This is a genomic window from Citrobacter sp. Cpo061 (assembly GCF_030332845.1).
In the GTDB taxonomy this organism is placed as follows: domain Bacteria; phylum Pseudomonadota; class Gammaproteobacteria; order Enterobacterales; family Enterobacteriaceae; genus Citrobacter; species Citrobacter portucalensis.
Genome location: NZ_JAOWHB010000023.1, coordinates 1 through 18,967, shown reverse-complemented (window position 1 = coordinate 18,967; position 18,967 = coordinate 1). Strand labels below are relative to the sequence as shown.

General features: G+C 52.0%; 17 protein-coding genes and 1 pseudogene. 13 read left to right on the top strand and 5 right to left on the bottom strand.

Going from position 1 to position 18,967, the window contains the following annotated elements; translation table 11 throughout:
- The first annotated feature begins 17 nt into the window (after positions 1-17).
- The 13 genes from nrdH (at position 18) to emrB (ending at position 13,594) form a co-directional block, all read left to right on the top strand.
- Complete coding sequence (nrdH, locus tag OGX97_RS02670; protein ID WP_048236625.1) at positions 18-263, top strand: glutaredoxin-like protein NrdH; 246 nt, start codon at positions 18-20, stop codon at positions 261-263.
- Positions 260-670 carry a class Ib ribonucleoside-diphosphate reductase assembly flavoprotein NrdI gene (nrdI, locus tag OGX97_RS02665; RefSeq protein WP_003825987.1) on the top strand — a complete coding sequence of 137 codons (411 nt, stop codon included), beginning with the start codon at positions 260-262 and terminating at the stop codon, positions 668-670. Before nrdH ends, nrdI begins: the two co-directional genes overlap by 4 nt.
- A complete protein-coding gene (gene nrdE / locus OGX97_RS02660) occupies positions 643-2,787 on the top strand; it encodes a class 1b ribonucleoside-diphosphate reductase subunit alpha (RefSeq protein WP_235126920.1) in 2,145 nt (714 codons plus the stop codon). The genes nrdI and nrdE overlap by 28 nt, the downstream gene beginning before the upstream one ends.
- A 10-nt stretch (positions 2,788-2,797) precedes the next feature.
- Positions 2,798-3,757, top strand: coding sequence for a class 1b ribonucleoside-diphosphate reductase subunit beta (gene nrdF / locus OGX97_RS02655; protein WP_032944704.1), 960 nt, complete (start codon positions 2,798-2,800; stop codon positions 3,755-3,757).
- Between the two features lie 354 nt (positions 3,758-4,111).
- Positions 4,112-5,314: a glycine betaine/L-proline ABC transporter ATP-binding protein ProV gene (proV, locus tag OGX97_RS02650; protein WP_003825980.1), complete on the top strand. Its 1,203-nt coding sequence runs from the start codon at positions 4,112-4,114 to the stop codon at positions 5,312-5,314.
- On the top strand, positions 5,307-6,371 hold the full coding sequence (gene proW / locus OGX97_RS02645) for a glycine betaine/L-proline ABC transporter permease ProW (protein WP_008785611.1): 1,065 nt from the start codon (positions 5,307-5,309) through the stop codon (positions 6,369-6,371). The genes proV and proW overlap by 8 nt, the downstream gene beginning before the upstream one ends.
- Positions 6,372-6,560: 189 nt before the next feature.
- Positions 6,561-7,556: a glycine betaine/L-proline ABC transporter substrate-binding protein ProX gene (gene proX, locus OGX97_RS02640; RefSeq protein WP_003825976.1), complete on the top strand. Its 996-nt coding sequence runs from the start codon at positions 6,561-6,563 to the stop codon at positions 7,554-7,556.
- A 190-nt stretch (positions 7,557-7,746) separates the two neighbouring features.
- On the top strand, positions 7,747-8,931 hold the full coding sequence (locus tag OGX97_RS02635; RefSeq protein ID WP_235126918.1) for an MFS transporter: 1,185 nt from the start codon (positions 7,747-7,749) through the stop codon (positions 8,929-8,931).
- 122 nt (positions 8,932-9,053) lie between these two features.
- The gene (locus OGX97_RS02630; protein ID WP_234096570.1) at positions 9,054-9,791 is read left to right on the top strand and encodes an AzlC family ABC transporter permease; all 738 of its coding nucleotides are present in this window, start codon (positions 9,054-9,056) and stop codon (positions 9,789-9,791) included.
- A complete protein-coding gene (gene ygaH, locus OGX97_RS02625; protein ID WP_003825969.1) occupies positions 9,781-10,116 on the top strand; it encodes an L-valine transporter subunit YgaH in 336 nt (111 codons plus the stop codon). The genes OGX97_RS02630 and ygaH overlap by 11 nt, the downstream gene beginning before the upstream one ends.
- 90 nt (positions 10,117-10,206) lie before the next feature.
- Positions 10,207-10,737, top strand: a complete 531-nt coding sequence (gene emrR, locus OGX97_RS02620; protein WP_003037300.1) for a multidrug efflux transporter EmrAB transcriptional repressor EmrR — start codon at positions 10,207-10,209, stop codon at positions 10,735-10,737.
- A 129-nt stretch (positions 10,738-10,866) separates the two neighbouring features.
- The gene (emrA, locus tag OGX97_RS02615; protein ID WP_003825968.1) at positions 10,867-12,039 is read left to right on the top strand and encodes a multidrug efflux MFS transporter periplasmic adaptor subunit EmrA; all 1,173 of its coding nucleotides are present in this window, start codon (positions 10,867-10,869) and stop codon (positions 12,037-12,039) included.
- Between the two features lie 16 nt (positions 12,040-12,055).
- Positions 12,056-13,594, top strand: a complete 1,539-nt coding sequence (emrB, locus tag OGX97_RS02610) for a multidrug efflux MFS transporter permease subunit EmrB (RefSeq protein WP_003825966.1) — start codon at positions 12,056-12,058, stop codon at positions 13,592-13,594.
- 48 nt (positions 13,595-13,642) lie between these two features.
- Here emrB and OGX97_RS02605 read toward each other — a convergent pair.
- The 5 genes and pseudogenes from OGX97_RS02605 to yqaB all read right to left on the bottom strand — a co-directional run bounded on the left by OGX97_RS02605 (position 13,643) and on the right by yqaB (position 18,649).
- Positions 13,643-15,013: pseudogene (locus OGX97_RS02605) on the bottom strand (carbohydrate porin).
- 345 nt (positions 15,014-15,358) lie between these two features.
- Positions 15,359-15,874: an S-ribosylhomocysteine lyase gene (gene luxS, locus OGX97_RS02600; protein WP_003037312.1), complete on the bottom strand. Its 516-nt coding sequence runs from the start codon at positions 15,872-15,874 to the stop codon at positions 15,359-15,361.
- 149 nt (positions 15,875-16,023) lie between these two features.
- On the bottom strand, positions 16,024-17,580 hold the full coding sequence (gene gshA, locus OGX97_RS02595) for a glutamate--cysteine ligase (protein WP_008785615.1): 1,557 nt from the start codon (positions 17,578-17,580) through the stop codon (positions 16,024-16,026).
- Between the two features lie 77 nt (positions 17,581-17,657).
- On the bottom strand, positions 17,658-18,086 hold the full coding sequence (locus OGX97_RS02590; RefSeq protein ID WP_003825961.1) for a YqaA family protein: 429 nt from the start codon (positions 18,084-18,086) through the stop codon (positions 17,658-17,660).
- Complete coding sequence (yqaB, locus tag OGX97_RS02585; protein WP_003825960.1) at positions 18,083-18,649, bottom strand: fructose-1-phosphate/6-phosphogluconate phosphatase; 567 nt, start codon at positions 18,647-18,649, stop codon at positions 18,083-18,085. Before yqaB ends, OGX97_RS02590 begins: the two co-directional genes overlap by 4 nt.
- Positions 18,650-18,967: the final 318 nt, after the last annotated feature.

Sequence of the window (18,967 nt, the reverse complement as noted above, 5' to 3'; positions counted from 1 at the left end):
AAATGGAAATACGAATCATGCGTATTATTATTTACACTCGCAATAACTGTGTTCAGTGCCACGCCACCAAACGGGCAATGGAAAGCCGTGGTTTTGACTTTGAGATGGTAAACGTCGATTTACAACCCGATTTGGCTGATAGCCTGCGCGATCAAGGGTTTCGCCAGCTACCGGTCGTGGTCGCGGGGGAAACCAGTTGGTCAGGGTTTCGCCCGGACATGATCAACCGTCTGCATCCGGAACACCGTGTGGCCAGCGCATGAGTCAGCTCGTCTACTTCTCCAGCAGCTCCGAAAATACGCACCGCTTTATGCAGCGTCTGGGGCTGCCAGCCATCCGCATTCCGCTTAACGAACGCGAGCGGATCCGGGTAGACGAACCTTACATATTAATCGTGCCGTCCTACGGCGGCGGCGGCACTGCTGGCGCGGTCCCAAGGCAGGTGATCCGCTTTTTAAACGATACGCACAACCGGGCGTTAATCCGTGGAGTGATCGCCTCCGGCAATCGTAATTTCGGTGACGCCTACGGTCGCGCGGGTGATGTCATCTCACAAAAATGCGGCGTGCCGTGGCTCTATCGCTTTGAGCTGATGGGCACCCAAAGCGATATCGACAACGTTCGAAAAGGAGTGAGCGAATTTTGGCAACGACAACCGCAGAACGTGTAATGCAGTCAACGCTGGATTATCACGCCCTGAACGCCATGCTGAATCTCTACGATAAAGCCGGGCGCATTCAGTTCGACAAAGACCATCAGGCCGTGGAGGCCTTCTTTGCCGCCCACGTCCGCCCAAACTCGGTGGCGTTTGCCAGCCAGCAGGAGCGCCTGGAAACGTTGGTGGATGAAGGCTATTACGATGCCAGCGTGTTAGCCCGCTACGATCGCGCGTTCGTGCTGAAGCTATTCGATCATGCCCACGCCAGCGGATTCCGTTTCCAGACGTTCCTCGGCGCATGGAAGTTCTACACCAGCTATACGCTGAAAACGTTCGACGGTAAGCGCTATCTCGAAGACTTTGAGGATCGGGTCACGATGGTGGCGCTCACGCTGGCGCAGGGCGATGAAGCGCTCGCGATGCAGCTGACCGATGAAATGCTCTCCGGGCGCTTTCAGCCCGCCACACCAACCTTTTTAAACTGCGGCAAACAGCAACGCGGTGAGCTGGTCTCCTGCTTCCTGTTGCGTATTGAAGACAACATGGAGTCTATTGGTCGGGCAGTCAACTCCGCACTTCAGCTCTCCAAACGCGGCGGCGGCGTGGCATTTTTGCTCTCCAACCTGCGCGAGGCAGGTGCGCCCATTAAGCGTATTGAGAACCAGTCATCTGGGGTGATCCCAGTAATGAAAATGCTGGAAGATGCGTTTTCTTATGCGAATCAACTCGGGGCACGTCAGGGTGCGGGGGCGGTGTATCTGCACGCACACCATCCGGATATTTTACGTTTTCTCGATACCAAGCGCGAAAACGCCGACGAGAAAATCCGCATCAAAACGCTCTCGCTTGGCGTGGTGATCCCGGATGTTACCTTTCAACTGGCGAAAGAAAATGCCCGAATGGCGCTGTTCTCACCGTATGACGTGGAACGGATTTACGGCAAACCTTTCGGTGATATCGACGTGAGTGAGCGGTATGACGAACTGGTTGCCGACGAACGTGTGCGCAAAAAATTCATTAACGCCCGCGATTTCTTCCAGCGGCTGGCCGAGATCCAGTTTGAGTCTGGCTATCCTTACATCATGTTTGAAGATACGGTGAATCGCGCCAATCCGATTGCAGGTCGGATCAATATGAGCAACCTGTGCTCGGAGATTTTGCAGGTTAACAGTGCCTCCACCTACGATGAAAATCTCAATTACGCGCAGACCGGGCACGATATTTCCTGCAATCTCGGCTCGTTAAACATTGCCCATACCATGGATTCACCCGACTTTGGTCGTACCGTGGAAACGGCGGTTCGTGGCTTAACCGCCGTTTCGGACATGAGCCATATCCGCAGCGTGCCCTCGATTGAGGCCGGAAACAGCGCGTCGCACGCGATTGGTCTTGGGCAGATGAATCTGCACGGGTATCTGGCGCGGGAAGGGATCGCCTACGGTTCGCCGGAAGGGCTGGATTTTACCAATCTCTATTTCTATACCATCACCTGGCATGCGCTGAATACGTCAATGAAGATCGCCCGCGAGCGCGGTCAAACCTTTGCCGGATTCAAACAGTCGCGCTACGCCAGCGGCGAGTATTTTAACCAGTATCTGCAGGGCGACTGGCAACCAAAAACCGCCAAGGTTCGCACGCTGTTTGCCGCCAGCGGCATTACGCTGCCGACGCGCGAGATGTGGTCACAGCTGCGTGAAGATGTGATGCGCTACGGCATTTATAACCAGAATTTACAGGCGGTTCCCCCCACCGGTTCTATCTCCTACATCAATCATGCCACGTCGAGCATTCACCCGATCGTGTCGAAAGTGGAGATTCGCAAAGAGGGCAAAACCGGGCGCGTTTACTACCCTGCTCCGTTTATGACCAATGAGAATCTGGCCTTGTATCAGGATGCCTACGAGATCGGCCCACAAAAAATCATTGATACCTACGCAGAAGCTACTCGCCATGTCGATCAGGGGCTTTCACTGACGCTCTTTTTCCCCGATACCGCCACCACGCGCGATATCAATAAAGCGCAGATTTACGCCTGGCGTAAGGGCATCAAATCCCTGTACTACATCCGACTACGCCAGCTGGCGCTGGAAGGCACCGAAATCGAAGGCTGCGTGTCATGCGCGCTGTAAGGAGGAGAAAATGACATTATCCCGCGTGAGCGCCATCAACTGGAACAAGATTGAGGATGATAAAGATCTTGAGGTATGGAACCGTCTGACCAGTAACTTCTGGCTCCCGGAAAAGGTCCCGCTCTCCAATGACATTCCGGCCTGGCAAACGTTGAACGCCGCCGAACAGCAGCTAACAATCCGCGTTTTTACCGGGCTGACGCTGCTCGACACCATTCAGAATGTTGCCGGAGCACCAGCGTTAATGGCTGATTCGTTAACGCCGCATGAAGAGGCGGTGCTGTCGAATATCAGCTTTATGGAGGCGGTGCACGCCCGTTCATACAGCTCAATATTCTCTACCCTTTGCCAGACCAAAGACGTGGATGCTGCCTACGCCTGGAGTGAAGAAAATACCCCACTCCAGCGCAAAGCTCAGATCGTTTTGACACATTACGCCAGCGACGAACCGCTGAAGAAAAAAATAGCCAGCGTGTTTCTGGAATCCTTCCTGTTCTATTCTGGCTTCTGGTTGCCAATGTATTTTTCCAGCCGCGGCAAATTGACCAATACCGCCGATCTCATTCGTCTGATCATTCGTGATGAAGCGGTTCATGGATATTACATTGGTTATAAATATCAAAAAGGTCTGGAGCATATTTGCGAATCCGCACGCGAGGAGTTAAAGAATTTTGCCTTTGACCTGCTGATGGAATTGTATGATAACGAAGCGCGTTATACGGAAGAGTTGTATGCAGAAACCGGCTGGGTGGATGACGTCAAAGCCTTCCTTTGTTACAACGCCAATAAGGCATTAATGAATTTGGGATATGAGGCGCTATTTCCGCCTGAAATGGCGGAGGTTAACCCGGCAATCCTTGCCGCGCTGTCGCCCAACGCTGATGAAAACCACGATTTCTTCTCGGGTTCCGGCTCATCTTATGTGATGGGAAAAGCGGTCGAAACCGAAGATGACGACTGGAATTTCTAGCACTCATTTTCACGGGAAATACCGTACATTTTTCGCGGAAATATTTTAACAGGATCACACTTTTGTCGTGCAAATATAATTGTGTGATCTACACTCAATATCAGCCGCATTATTCGCCTGCATTCCAGCAATTCAGGCGATTTTTCATTGCCATTTACAAAAAATATTAACCCGTTCACATTCGCGCTCAGCCCTTATATCACGGGAAGTCCCGCCACCTTGCCTTTGGCAATATTCATGCCACAACCAAATTCAGGGTTGTCTCAGATTCTCAGTATGTTAGGGTAGAAAAAGGTCACTATTTCCATCAGGTAATATATCGATATAAACAAATAACAGGAATCATTCTATTGCATGGCAATTAAATTAGAAGTTAAAAATCTCTATAAGATATTTGGAGAGCATCCCCAGAGAGCCTTCAAATATATTGAAAAAGGACTTTCAAAAGAGCAGATTCTGGATAAAACGGGGCTATCGCTTGGCGTTAAGAACGCCAGTCTGGCCATTGAAGAAGGCGAGATATTTGTCATCATGGGATTATCCGGTTCGGGTAAATCCACAATGGTACGCCTTCTCAATCGCCTGATTGAACCCACCCGCGGACAGGTATTGATTGACGGCGTAGACATCGCCCGCATATCCGATGCCGAGCTTCGCGAGGTGCGCAGAAAAAAGATTGCGATGGTGTTCCAGTCCTTTGCCCTGATGCCGCACATGACGGTGCTGGACAATACGGCATTCGGCATGGAATTAGCCGGTGTCGGCGCGGATGAACGTCGTGAAAAAGCGTTAGATGCGCTACGTCAGGTTGGTCTGGAGAATTATGCTCACGGCTACCCGGATGAACTTTCCGGGGGGATGCGCCAGCGTGTAGGCCTCGCCCGCGCATTAGCCATTAACCCTGACATCTTATTAATGGATGAGGCCTTCTCAGCCCTCGATCCATTAATTCGTACTGAGATGCAGGATGAACTGGTAAAACTACAGGCGAAGCATCAACGTACCGTGGTCTTTATATCGCATGACCTCGACGAAGCCATGCGCATTGGCGACAGAATTGCCATTATGCAAAACGGTGAAGTGGTCCAGGTCGGCACGCCAGATGAAATCCTGAATAATCCGGCCAATGATTATGTACGCACCTTCTTCCGTGGTGTCGATATTAGCCAGGTCTTTAGCGCGAAAGATATTTCACGCCGTAGTCCCGAAGGTTTGATTCGTAAAAACCCCGGTGTGGGTCCACGTTCTGCGCTGCAATTATTGCAAGACAAAGATCGCGAATATGGTTACGTGATCGAACGCGGCAATAAATTCGTTGGCGTTGTTTCAATCGACTCCTTAAAAACAGCGTTAAGTCAGGCGCAAGGTATTGAAGCGGCATTGATCGATGAGCCGTTAGCCGTAGATGCACAAACCCCTCTCAGCGAGTTGCTTTCTCATGTCGGTCAGGCCCCGTGCGCGGTGCCGGTTGTAGATGAGGAACAGCAGTATGTGGGCGTCATTTCAAAACGCATGCTGTTACAGGCTTTAGATCGTGAGGGGGTAAACAATGGCTGATCAAACTAATCCGTGGGACACCACACCAGCGGCCGACAGTGCCGCACAAAATGCTGATGCCTGGAGTACGCCATCAGGCGCACCCACTGACGGTGGTGGCGCGGACTGGCTGACCAGCGCACCCGCGCCGGCACCAGAGCATTTCAATATTATGGATCCGTTCCATAAAACGCTGATCCCGCTGGACAGTTGGGTCACAGAGGGGATCGACTGGGTCGTTACCCATTTCCGTCCGGTCTTCCAGGGCATTCGTGTCCCGGTGGATTACATTCTCAACGGCTTTCAACAGCTGCTGTTAGGTATGCCAGCCCCGGTAGCGATTATCCTGTTCGCGCTGATTGCCTGGCAGATTTCCGGCGTGGGGATGGGCGTTGCTACGCTGATTTCCTTAATTGCCATCGGTGCCATCGGCGCGTGGTCGCAGGCCATGATAACCCTGGCGCTGGTGTTGACCGCGCTGCTGTTCTGCGTGGTGATCGGTCTGCCGATGGGGATCTGGTTGGCGCGCAGTCCACGGGCAGCAAAAATTGTTCGCCCGCTGCTGGACGCCATGCAAACCACACCCGCGTTTGTCTATCTGGTGCCGATTGTCATGCTGTTCGGTATTGGTAACGTCCCGGGCGTAGTGGTGACGATTATCTTCGCCCTGCCGCCAATCGTGCGTCTGACTATTCTGGGGATTAACCAGGTGCCAGCCGATCTGATTGAAGCCTCGCGCTCGTTTGGCGCCAGCCCGCGTCAGATGCTGTTTAAAGTGCAGCTCCCGCTGGCAATGCCCACCATTATGGCTGGGGTTAACCAGACGCTGATGCTGGCGCTCTCAATGGTCGTCATCGCATCGATGATTGCCGTCGGCGGACTGGGCCAGATGGTTCTGCGCGGAATCGGTCGTCTGGATATGGGGCTTGCCACCGTCGGCGGGGTTGGGATTGTGATCCTCGCTATCATTCTCGACCGCCTGACGCAGGCCGTCGGTCGCGACTCGCGTAGTCGTGGCAACCGTCGCTGGTACACCACCGGTCCCATTGGGCTTATCACTCGCCCTTTCACGAAGTAATACACCCGTTGCCCGGTGGCGCATTGCTTACCGGGCATACAATTCATTAACTTGCGCAAAATCATTCAAGTTGCATCGCGGCGGCAAACGAATGTATCCCCAGGAGCGTACAAGTAGTACGTGACTGGGGTGCATGAGTGCAGCCAACAAAGAGGCAGCTTGAAGGATGAAGTGTAATAAGGAACAACGATGCGACAGAAAGTAATTATTGCCACAGCGTTTGCCACCCTTGTCTCCACCAGCACTTTCGCTGCCGACCTGCCGGGCAAAGGCATCACCGTACAGCCAATCCAGAGCACTATCTCTGAAGAATCCTTCCAGACGCAGTTAGTCGCCCGTGCGCTGGAGAAACTGGGTTACACCGTTAACAAAACCAGCGAAGTTGACTACAACGTCGGCTATACCTCCATTGCCTCTGGCGATGCAACTTTTACCGCCGTGAACTGGCAGCCGCTGCATGATGATATGTACGCCGCTGCGGGCGGAGACAAAAAGTTTTATCGCGAGGGGGTATTCGTTACGGGTGCCGCACAGGGTTATCTGATCGACAAGAAAACCGCTGAGCAGTATAAAATCACCAATATCGCCCAGTTAAAAGATCCGAAGATCGCCAAAATCTTTGACACCAACGGTGACGGAAAAGCCGATATGATGGGCTGTTCACCGGGCTGGGGCTGTGAAGCAGTAATCAACCACCAGAACAAAGCTTTCGATCTGGAAAAAACCGTCGAGGTCAGCCACGGTAACTATGCGGCGATGATGGCCGACACCATTACCCGCTTCAAAGAAGGTAAACCCATTCTTTACTACACCTGGACACCGTACTGGGTGAGCGACGTAATGAAACCTGGTAAAGATGTGGTCTGGCTGCAGGTGCCGTTCTCTTCCCTGCCAGGCGAGCAGAAAGATATTGATACCAAACTGCCAAACGGCGCCAACTACGGCTTCCCGGTGAACACTATGCATATTGTCGCCAATAAAGCCTGGGCGGAGAAAAACCCGGCTGCGGCGAAACTGTTTGCCATCATGAAGCTGCCGCTGGCGGATATCAACGCGCAGAACGCAATGATGCACGACGGGAAAGCGTCTGAAGCCGACGTACAGGGTCACGTTGACGGCTGGATCAAAGCCCACCAGCAGCAGTTTGACGGCTGGGTGAACGAAGCGCTGGCCGCGCAGAAATAATCCACTCACAGGCCTGATGAGTGTAGCGCCATCAGGCCTGTAACCGCATAAATGCCGGATGGTGGCGCGATGCACCTAATCCGGCCGATCCTCCCTCCCCCAATCGCACAATCCATCACTCAACAAATCAGCAACATTTAATCACTTCCGTTATGATTGTTTTCTGCAACCCATTACTCAGTTGAAAACAATGACGAAAACTACTCAGGGACTTAGCCCTTCGCTGATCCTGTTAATGTCTATTGCCACCGGCCTTGCCGTCGCCAGTAACTATTACGCGCAACCGCTGCTCGACACCATCGCGCGCAACTTTTCGCTATCTGCCAGTACTGCAGGGTTTATCGTCACCGCGGCCCAGCTCGGCTACGCCGCCGGCCTGCTGTTCTTAGTGCCGCTCGGCGATATGTTTGAACGTCGGATGCTGATTGTCTCCATGACGTTGCTCGCGGCTGGCGGCATGCTGATCACCGCCAGCAGCCAGTCGCTGGGTATGCTGATTCTCGGTACCGCTCTGACCGGACTGTTCTCGGTAGTGGCACAGATTTTGGTTCCGCTGGCGGCAACGCTTGCCACACCGGACAAGCGCGGGAAGGTTGTCGGCACGATTATGAGCGGCCTGCTGCTGGGTATTCTGCTGGCGCGCACCGTGGCGGGATTACTGGCGAATCTTGGCGGCTGGCGCACCGTATTTTGGGTCGCATCAGTATTAATGGCGCTGATGTCGGTTGCGCTGTGGCGCGGCCTGCCGAAGATGAAATCCGATACTCATCTTAACTATCCTCAGCTGTTAGGCTCGGTATTCAGCCTGTTTATTCACGATAAATTGCTGCGTACCCGCGCGATGCTGGGCTGCCTGACTTTTGCCAATTTCAGTATTCTGTGGACCTCGATGGCGTTTTTGCTCGCCGCGCCGCCGTTTAACTATTCGGAAGGAATGATTGGTCTGTTCGGTCTGGCGGGTGCCGCAGGGGCATTAGGCGCACGTCCGGCAGGCGGTTTTGCCGATAAAGGTAAATCCCACCTGACCACAACCATAGGACTGCTATTACTGCTGCTCTCCTGGCTTGCTATTTGGTTTGGGCACGCTTCAGTCCCCATGCTGATTATCGGTATTCTGGTGTTGGACCTCACCGTTCAGGGAGTACACATCACCAACCAGACGGTTATCTATCGCATTCATCCGGATGCGCGTAATCGCCTGACCGCCGGATACATGACCAGCTATTTTATTGGCGGAGCGGCAGGTTCGCTGATTTCAGCCTCCGCCTGGCAGCATGCTGGTTGGGCTGGCGTTTGTCTGGCGGGTACGACCGTTGCCGTACTCAACCTGGTGGTCTGGTGGCGAGGTTTTCACCGTCAGGAAGCCGTAAATTAAGCGTATAGTGCATGTTTACCGCTGATTGGGCTCCACAGGGTGTTAAGGAGTCCATCAGTCTGCTAAGGTTATAACTCATTGAGCCAAGTTATATTAATTTCGGTAATGAAACCTATAACCCTATGGAAAGCCCTGTACCCCAGTCTGAATCCTGTTCGGCAACGTTAACGGAAGGATTCAAAGACAGCCTGCCAATAGTCATCAGCTATATTCCGGTCGCTTTTGCATTTGGTCTCAATGCCACTCGCCTTGGCTTTACGCCGGTTGAAAGCGTCTTTTTCTCCTGCATTATCTATGCGGGAGCCAGCCAGTTTGTCATTACCACCATGCTCGCTGCGGGCAGTTCGCTGTGGGTCGCCGCCCTTACCGTCATGGCCATGGATGTCCGTCATGTTTTGTACGGCCCTTCCCTGCGCAGTCGAATAGCCCAGCGACTGAGTAAACCCAAAAGTGCACTGTGGGCTTTTGGCCTTACCGATGAAGTCTTTGCCGCCGCAACGGCAAAACTGGTCCGGGATAATCGGCGCTGGAGTGAAAACTGGATGATCGGCATCGCACTGTGCTCCTGGGCCTCCTGGGTGTTTGGTACGGTGATCGGCGCGTTTTCCGGCAGTGGTTTACTCAAGGATTACCCGGCGGTTGAAGCGGCACTGGGATTCATGCTCCCGGCGCTGTTTATGAGCTTCCTGCTCGCGTCATTCCAACGTAAACAAGCGCTCTGCGTGACTGCCTCCCTGACCGGGGCGCTGGCTGGCGTCATGCTGTTTTCCATACCTGCCGCTATCCTTGCAGGTATTGTCTGCGGATGCCTGACTGCGCTCATCCAGTCATTTTGGCAGGGAGGTCCTGATGAGCTATGAGGTTCTGCTACTTGGCCTGTTGGTCGGCTGCGTTAATTACTGTTTTCGCTATTTGCCACTCCGTCTTGGGGTAGGCAATGTTCGCCCGACGAAGCGCGGCGCGACGGGCATACTACTCGACACTATTGGCATTGCATCTATTTGCGCCCTGCTGGTGGTGTCTACCGCACCAGAAGTTATGCACGACGCTCGTCGGTTCGTGCCTACGCTGGTGGGGTTTGTCATACTGGGCGCAAGCTTCTATAAGACCCGCAGCATCATCATTCCAACGTTACTGAGTGCTCTGGGCTATGGATTAGCCTGGAAAATGCTTGTTGGCTTATAGATAAAAACAATCATTTTAAAGAAATAATACATTTACTTTATTTGTCACTGTCGTTACTATATCGGCTGAAATTAATGAGGTTATACCCAAATGGATAGTTCGTTTACGCCCATTGAACAAATGCTAAAATTTCGCGCCAGCCGCTACGAAGAGTTCCCTTATCAGGAAGTGCTTCTGACTCGCCTCTGTATGCACATGCAGGGTAAGTTGCTGGAAAACCGCAATAAGATGCTGAAAGCTCAAGGGATTAACGAGACATTGTTTATGGCGTTGATTACGCTGGAGTCTCAGGAAAACCACAGTATTCAGCCTTCTGAACTGAGTTGCGCGCTTGGCTCGTCACGCACTAACGCTACCCGCATTGCGGATGAGTTAGAAAAACGTGGCTGGATCGAACGTCGTGAAAGCGATAACGATCGCCGCTGTCTGCATCTGCAATTGACCGAGAAAGGCCATGCTTTTTTGCAAGAGGTGTTACCGCCTCAGCATAACTGCCTGCATCAGCTCTGGTCGTCTCTTAGCACCACCGAAAAAGATCAGCTTGAGCAAATTACCCGTAAACTTCTGACCCGTCTTGATCAGATGGAGCAGGATGGCGCGGTGTTAGAAGCGCTGCGCTAACGCGCCGACTCGCTCAGAAATCCAGATTTATAAATGAAAAAACCGACAGGCCAGCACGCATACTGCTGGCCTGTCTGATAAACAGGTCGGCTCAGCCGATGTGAAAAAAATAAGATCGTGGAGAACAACATGAGCGCAAATGCGGAGACTCAAACCCCGCAGCAACCGGTCAAGAAGAATGGCAAACGTAAAAGTATGCTGCTCCTTCTGACCTTGCTCTTTATTATCATTGCCGTGGCATATGGGATTTATTGGTTTTTAGTACTTCGTCATGTCGAAGAGACAGACGATGCGTACGTGGCAGGGAACCAGGTTCAAATCATGGCTCAGGTATCAGGCAGCGTGACGAAAGTCTGGGCTGATAACACTGACTTTGTAAAACAAGGCGATGTGCTGGTCACCCTCGACCAGACAGACGCAAAGCAGGCATTTGAAAAAGCCAAAACTGCGCTGGCTTCCAGCGTGCGTCAGACGCACCAGTTGATGATCAACAGCAAGCAGTTACAGGCAAGCATTGAAGTGCAGAAAACCGCACTGGCGCAGGCACAAAGCGACTTTAATCGCCGAGTTCCGCTGGGCAATGCCAACCTGATTGGCCGTGAAGAGCTGCAACACGCTCGTGATGCCGTCGCCAGCGCTCAGGCCCAGCTTGATGTCGCGATCCAACAATATAATGCTAACCAGGCGATGATTCTGGGTAGCAAGCTGGAAGATCAACCCGCTGTGCAACAGGCTGCCACCGAAGTGCGCAATGCCTGGCTGGCGCTGGAACGTACCAGAATTGTCAGCCCAATGACCGGTTATGTATCCCGTCGCGCCGTACAGCCTGGTGCGCAAATTAGCCCAACCACGCCGCTGATGGCGGTTGTTCCGGCCACTAACCTGTGGGTAGATGCCAACTTCAAAGAAACACAGCTCGCGCACATGCGTATCGGCCAACCGGCGACCGTTATCAGCGATATTTACGGCGATGACGTAAAATATACCGGTAAAGTTGTCGGTCTCGATATGGGTACGGGCAGCGCTTTCTCCCTCCTGCCAGCGCAGAACGCAACCGGCAACTGGATCAAAGTCGTCCAGCGTCTGCCGGTACGTATCGAACTGGATGCGCAGCAACTGGCACAGCATCCATTACGTATTGGTTTGTCTACGCTGGTTACGGTAGATACCTCAAATCGTGACGGACAAATTCTGGCAAGCCAGGTTCGTACCACGCCGGTATCAGAAAGTAATGCACGTGAAATCAACCTTGCTCCGGTCAATAAGATGATCGAAGAGATCGTGCGGGCCAACGCGGGCTAATTCAAAGGTGCGTGTGATGCAACAGCAAAAACCGCTGGAAGGCGCGCAGCTCGTCATTATGACGATCGCGCTGTCCCTGGCGACATTCATGCAGGTGCTGGACTCCACCATTGCTAACGTGGCGATCCCCACTATCGCCGGGAACCTCGGCTCTTCACTGAGCCAGGGGACCTGGGTTATCACCTCATTTGGGGTGGCGAACGCTATCTCTATTCCGATCACCGGCTGGCTGGCAAAACGCTTTGGCGAAGTAAGACTCTTTATGTGGTCAACTATCGCCTTCGTCATTGCGTCATGGGCATGCGGGATGTCCACCAGCCTGAACATGCTGATTTTCTTCCGCGTAATTCAGGGTATTGTCGCCGGTCCATTAATTCCGCTGTCACAGAGCCTGTTGCTGAATAACTATCCACCCGCCAAGCGTTCCATCGCCCTCGCGCTATGGTCGATGACGGTGATTGTTGCCCCGATATGTGGTCCTATTCTTGGGGGCTATATCAGCGACAACTATCACTGGGGCTGGATATTTTTTATCAACGTGCCAATCGGGGCTGTGGTGGTATTGATGACACTGCAAACCCTGCGCGGTCGGGAAACCAAAACCGAGCAGCGGCGCATTGACGCCATTGGTCTGGCACTGCTGGTCATCGGTATCGGCAGTTTGCAGATTATGCTCGACCGCGGCAAAGAGCTGGACTGGTTCGCCTCGCAGGAGATTATCATCCTGACGGTGGTCGCCGTTGTCGCTATCAGCTTCCTGATCGTCTGGGAGCTTACCGACGAGCACCCCATTGTCGATCTCTCGCTGTTTAAGTCGCGCAACTTTACCATCGGCTGCCTGTGTATCAGCCTGGCCTATATGCTCTACTTCGGCGCAATCGTACTGCTGCCGCAGCTGTTGCAGGAGGTATACGGCTATACGGCAACCTGGGCTGGTCTGGCGTCAGCGCCGGTTGGGGTGATTCCGGTGATCCTGTCTCCGATTATCGGCCGCTTCGCGCATAAGCTGGATATGCGTCGGCTGGTAACGTTCAGTTTTATTATGTACGCCGTCTGTTTCTACTGGCGTGCGTGGACGTTCGAGCCGGGTATGGACTTTGGCGCATCGGCCTGGCCGCAGTTTATTCAGGGGTTCGCGGTAGCCTGCTTCTTTATGCCGCTAACCACCATTACGTTGTCCGGCTTGCCGCCCGAGCGTCTGGCGGCGGCATCCAGCTTGTCGAACTTTACGCGAACGCTGGCAGGTTCCATTGGCACATCGATTACGACGACAATGTGGACAAACCGCGAGTCGCTGCATCATGCGCAGCTAACGGAATCTGTTAACCCCTACAACCCAAATGCACAGGCTATGTACGATAAGCTGCAGGATTTAGGGATGACGCACCAGCAGGCTTCAGGTTGGATAGCTCAGCAGATCACCAATCAGGGGCTGATTATTTCCGCTAACGAAATCTTCTGGATGTCGGCGGGGATCTTCCTGGTCCTGCTTGGCCTGGTGTGGTTCGCCAAACCGCCCTTCGGTGCGGGCGGCGGCGGCGGTGGCGCACACTAACTATCTGATAAAAGGGATCTGCGGATCCCTTTTTTATTAGACCTACAATCAGAAGTAATATTTGAATCTCAGACGCCCGCCGTAACGCGCATCTTCGCTGTTATCACCATTATTCGGATTGGCCTCTACCCATGAAGCATAGGCACCGAGGTAGATGTTAAAGTTTTTCATATCCATCACATTGGGGAATAAATATGAGGCATGAATAGTGTGAATGTCATAATTGCCGGGATCGGTGATCCAGCAATCGTCCTCACAAACGGCATCGATATTGGTAGCATTGAAGGCTTCGATTTTGTTATGCGCATAGATATAACCCAGTTCAAATCGATGCCACAACGCATTCACCCCAGCGGTAAAATCTGTCTCATCGGTCGCATCCATATAGGCGGTATTCAGGTTAATCACTGCGCCATCTTCCGGGTCCGTTTTTTGACCATTCCAGGTCATGGTAAAACCATAGCCCGTACGATCTGACTGATCGATCCACGTCCCATTTTGGTAATAACCGTAGGCGTTGTTAACGACGTTACTTTCCATCGCTATCGCCGTTGAAAAACGCCCATTTTACCAGGCGATAACCGGACGGACGTAAGCCACGTTTTTATCGTTGGTTAAATCCATTCCGTGGTACTGCTTCTCGGTATATAACGTACTGCCATTTTCCAGCAATGTGTTAACTTCGAAATACCAGTTGTCGATGGTTTTGCTCAGCAGGAAGTTACCCCCGCTGTCGCTACGTCCCCGTCCTTCTTTCATCATATAGATGTAGCCGTAACCGTCACTGTAGAGATCGTTCGCTGTATTCCCCGAATATTCAACAAACGTATCCTGATTCAGCGGGAACATATCGTAGGCTTCAAAACGACCAACCTTAATTTTCCAGTCATTCTCACGACCAAAGAAGAAAGCGGCATCATCGAGGTTCATTTTTCCGGTCAGGTCCGCGAGAGGCTGTACCGAGAACCCTGCAAAATTACCGTTGTCCCGCCGCTGGTAGCCATCAAAACCCAGCAACAGGCGTCCGTTAATATCCCAGCGTTCATTGGTTCCTGGTGCCCAATCTTTATTCGCTGACGTTCTCGTCGATGTCAGGCTACCGGAACGGCTTGCCGCATCCATATTAAATTCAACATCGCCATAGAACTTAATATCACTGAAGCCAGATAATGTCAGCTTAGGCGGAGTTTCACCTGCTGCAATCGGCTCGGCAGACTGGACATTCACCGTCGGCGTAGCGGCGACCTGCTGCTGCTTCAGCGAGCGAATTTGTGCCTCGGCATCGGATGCCCGTTTTTCGGCATTAACAACACGTTGCTCCAGTTCAGCCAGACGCTGCTCAATAGTGATATTATTTGCTGCCCAAAGGTTATGAGAAAAGCAAGCACCGATCATCAGCGCCAAATATTTAGCCTTCATTTTCATCCCTAAAGTTTAATGTATACCAGATAAGATTTGATAAAAACCCTATCTACCGGCTATTAAAAGAGTCTTGTTATTACCCGGATATCTGGCGCATTCCATTATGTTTTTCTATTAATTATTTATGTTTTTTAGTTTATGTGATCAATACACTCTGGCATCGTTAATTATCCACCTCTTTCTGCTTACCAGATCACATTTTATTATTTAACAGGTCAGGCATCATTTAAATTAAAATATATTCTCGCCGCAAATATAATAAACACACATTATATTAAGCAATAAAAAACCCCGGACATAAACCGGGGTTAATTTAAATACTGGAACAGCTAATCAATAAGACTAAATATGCAGTTCCTGCAGTTTCTCTTTCGGTAGCGCCAGCTCTTCATTGCTGTTCACGCGTACATCACGCTCCAGAATATGACGCGCGATATCCTGTGCTTCGCTAAGAGAGTGCATCTGATACGTACCGCACTGGTAAACGTTCAGCTCCGGGATCTGGTTCTGATCCTGTACTTTCAGCACGTCCGCCATTGCCGCTTTCCACGCGTCGGCTACACGCTGTTCGTCCGGCGTACCAATCAGGCTCATGTAGAAGCCGGTACGGCATCCCATCGGAGAGATATCGATAATCTCAACGCCGTTACCGTTAAGGTGGTTACGCATAAAACCTGCAAACAGGTGTTCCAGCGTATGGATACCTTTCTCAGGCATCACTTCTTTGTTCGGAATGCAGAAACGCAGATCAAACACGGTGATTGCGTCGCCATGCGGGGTGTTCATCGTTTTTGCAACCCGGACCGCGGGAGCTTCCATCCGGGTGTGATCGACAGTAAAACTATCTAACAACGGCATTTAGCCACCTCCGATAAATTTTTTAAAAATAATCTGAACTCTTTGTTCCGGGGCGAGTCTGAGTATATGAAAGACGCGCATTTGTTATCATCATCCCTGTTTTCAGAGATGAAATTTTGGCCACTCCCGAGTGGCCTTTTTCTTTTGTATCAAGCGTGCTTTTCCAGCCACACGCTAAACGGCTCAGTATCAGCCGCTTCGATCTCCTGCTGACGACGCTTTGAAGCCTCGGTTTCAGCAATAAATTCAGCTTCCTGCACTATTTCTAACGGCTCTTCACGCAGCAGATTTCGGTAAGCCTCACCCAACGCTTTGCCCGTGCCGCCAATGCCTTCATCAATCATAGACCGTAGGATCCGGGCAGAGAAAGTCAGTTCAGGATTGTCAAAACAGGCAACCAGTTCATCACAGACCTTCTGATACTCCTCTCCCCCATCGATGCTGTCCAGCGTTTGTGCCACGCGTTTCAGATCGCGGAACAAATCTTTCCCAACCTTCGGCAGCGGGAACTGGGCTGTTTCACAGCCAATACCTAACGTCAGCCCAGGCTTACGCCCTTCGAGAATCACGCGATTCCAGTTTTTACGCGTACACAGCAATTCATCGCTGCTCATTTCCGGGGCATCAGCCAGCGCACACCAGACCATAAACAGATCGAGGAAGCGCACCTGCTGCTCGTCCACGCCGATAGGCGAGAACGGGTTGATATCCAGCGAGCGTACTTCGATGTACTCGATACCGCCACGCAGAAGCGCATCTGATGGCGTTTCTCCACGACGAGTGACGCGTTTCGGGCGAATAGGCGCATACAGCTCATTTTCAATCTGCAGAACGTTGCTGTTGATTTGCAGACGCTTACCGTCTTTCTCCAGACCGATCGCCGCGTACTCCTCGGAAGGCGTCTTAATCGCGCGCTTTAATCCTGCCACATACTCATGCAAATCGTTAAACGTAATTCCGAGATTGCTTTGCGACTTATTGGTATAGCCCAAATCACTCAGACGCAGCGACGTTGCGTACGGCAGGTAATACATCCCACAGTCGGTTTTTTCAAACGGCAGAGTTGTTGGTTTTCCTTGCAGGAATGAGGAACAAATGGCCGGGGAGGCACCAAACAAATACGGAATCACCCAACCAAAACGGTAGTAGTTGCGGATCAGACGGAAGTAGCCCGCGGAGATTTTCTCTTTAGCATCCTCACCTTCGGTTACACCGCATTTCGCCTGCCAGAAAGCCATAGGCAGCGAGAAGTTGTAGTGTACGCCCGAGATTGTCTGCATCAACGCGCCATAGCGGTTTTTGAGGCCTTCACGGTACAGCGTCTTCAGGCGACCGGTATTCGACGAACCATACTGCGCCAGTTCGATATCCTGACCTTCGGCAATATAGCAAGGCATGCTCAACGGCCACATACGCTCGTCGCCAAGATTTCTGGCGGTATAACGATGTAAGTCGCGCATGAACGTGAGCATTTTCTCAATGTCGTCACCGGGTGGAGTAATGAACTCCAGCAATGCTTCGGCAAAGTCAGTGGTTATCCACTTATGCGTTAGCGCTGAGCCTAACACCTCAGGATGGCCTGTCGTTGCTAATGAGCCATCTGCATTAACACGCAGCGTTTCGCGCTCCAGACCACGTTGAATCCCCTTTAACGCCTGAGGATGGTTTTCCAGCCAGGCCAGCGCCTGTGATACGTCCGGGATCAAATTGACCTCCCGCCTGTCAAAATCGTTTTAATTAGCATAATGGTATTGGTTACCCTGAAGGCTATCCCACAACACAATTAGTGCCACCACATAATGCCTTGTGTCGTAACCGCTGCGACAACAACATAGCGCAGCGCCTTGCCAAGGCATAAGAAAAAGAGAACTGGGCCCCACGAGATGCGCATCCACCCGGCTAACAGGCACAGCAAATCCCCCACAACCGGCATCCAGCTTAATAATAGTGTGACAGCGCCATAGCGCCGCAGCCAGCCTGTGGCTTTTTCTTGCCAGCGCGATGTTTTACGCAATGGAAAGAAACGCCCAAGGATAACGTTAGTTAACCCTCCAAGGCTATTACCCATTGTTGCTGTTAAGACTAAGACCCAGGGATGACTGACCCCGGAAACCAACAAAGCAACCAGAACAACTTCAGAATTGCCGGGTAATAGCGTGGCACTGAGAAAACTGCTGGCAAACAGTGACAGGAGCGACAGTCCATCACTCACAATAACCGGACATCCACGGCATCCATTCCCGCGGCATGCGCCGCCTGTATTCCAAAATCGGCATCTTCAAACACGACGCAACGAGCCGGAACAACCCCCATACGTTCGGCACAAAGCAAAAACGTATCAGGAGCCGGTTTATGGTGTTGTACGTGATCGGCTGCGACTACAGCATCAAAATAGCGACGCAGACCAAGGTGAGCGAGCAGCGCTTCTGCAATTGCGCTTTCACTACCCGTACCTACCGACATAGGACGACGGCCATGCCAGGCTTTCACGACATCAACCAACGGCAAAGGCTGGACGCTATCCAGCAGCATGCTTCTCACCTTGTCGGTTTTTTCACGTGCCAGTGCATGAGGATCAAGATCGGCATGGTTCAATTCAATTACCGACTGCGCAATACGCCACGTTGGGGAACCATTGAGAGCGACCATGGCATGTTCATCAAACCGTAGTCCATAATGCCCCAATACCTCATGCCACGCCTTACGATGCGTAGGCTCGGTATCCAGGATGGTACCATCCATATCAAAAATCAAACCCGCATAACGTTCGTACATCGTCTTCTCACAAGCCGAGTGACCAGACGTTATTTTATCGTAATTGATTGATTTTGTCGCTGACGGCGAATTGAGGGGTGTTCAGAGAGTATGTGGAAATGATTTAGAGGGAGATGGTGCATCCGGGAGGATTACTCGGTTGCGCCTCGCCCTGCGGGCCGTTGCTGAAGCAACTTTATCCTCCCTGGTGCTGGCGATTATCTCGCAGACCGTGAAACAACAGTTTCGCTATTATTCAGGAGAAGATGGTGCATCCGGGAGGATTCGAACCTCCGACCGCTCGGTTCGTAGCCGAGTACTCTATCCAGCTGAGCTACG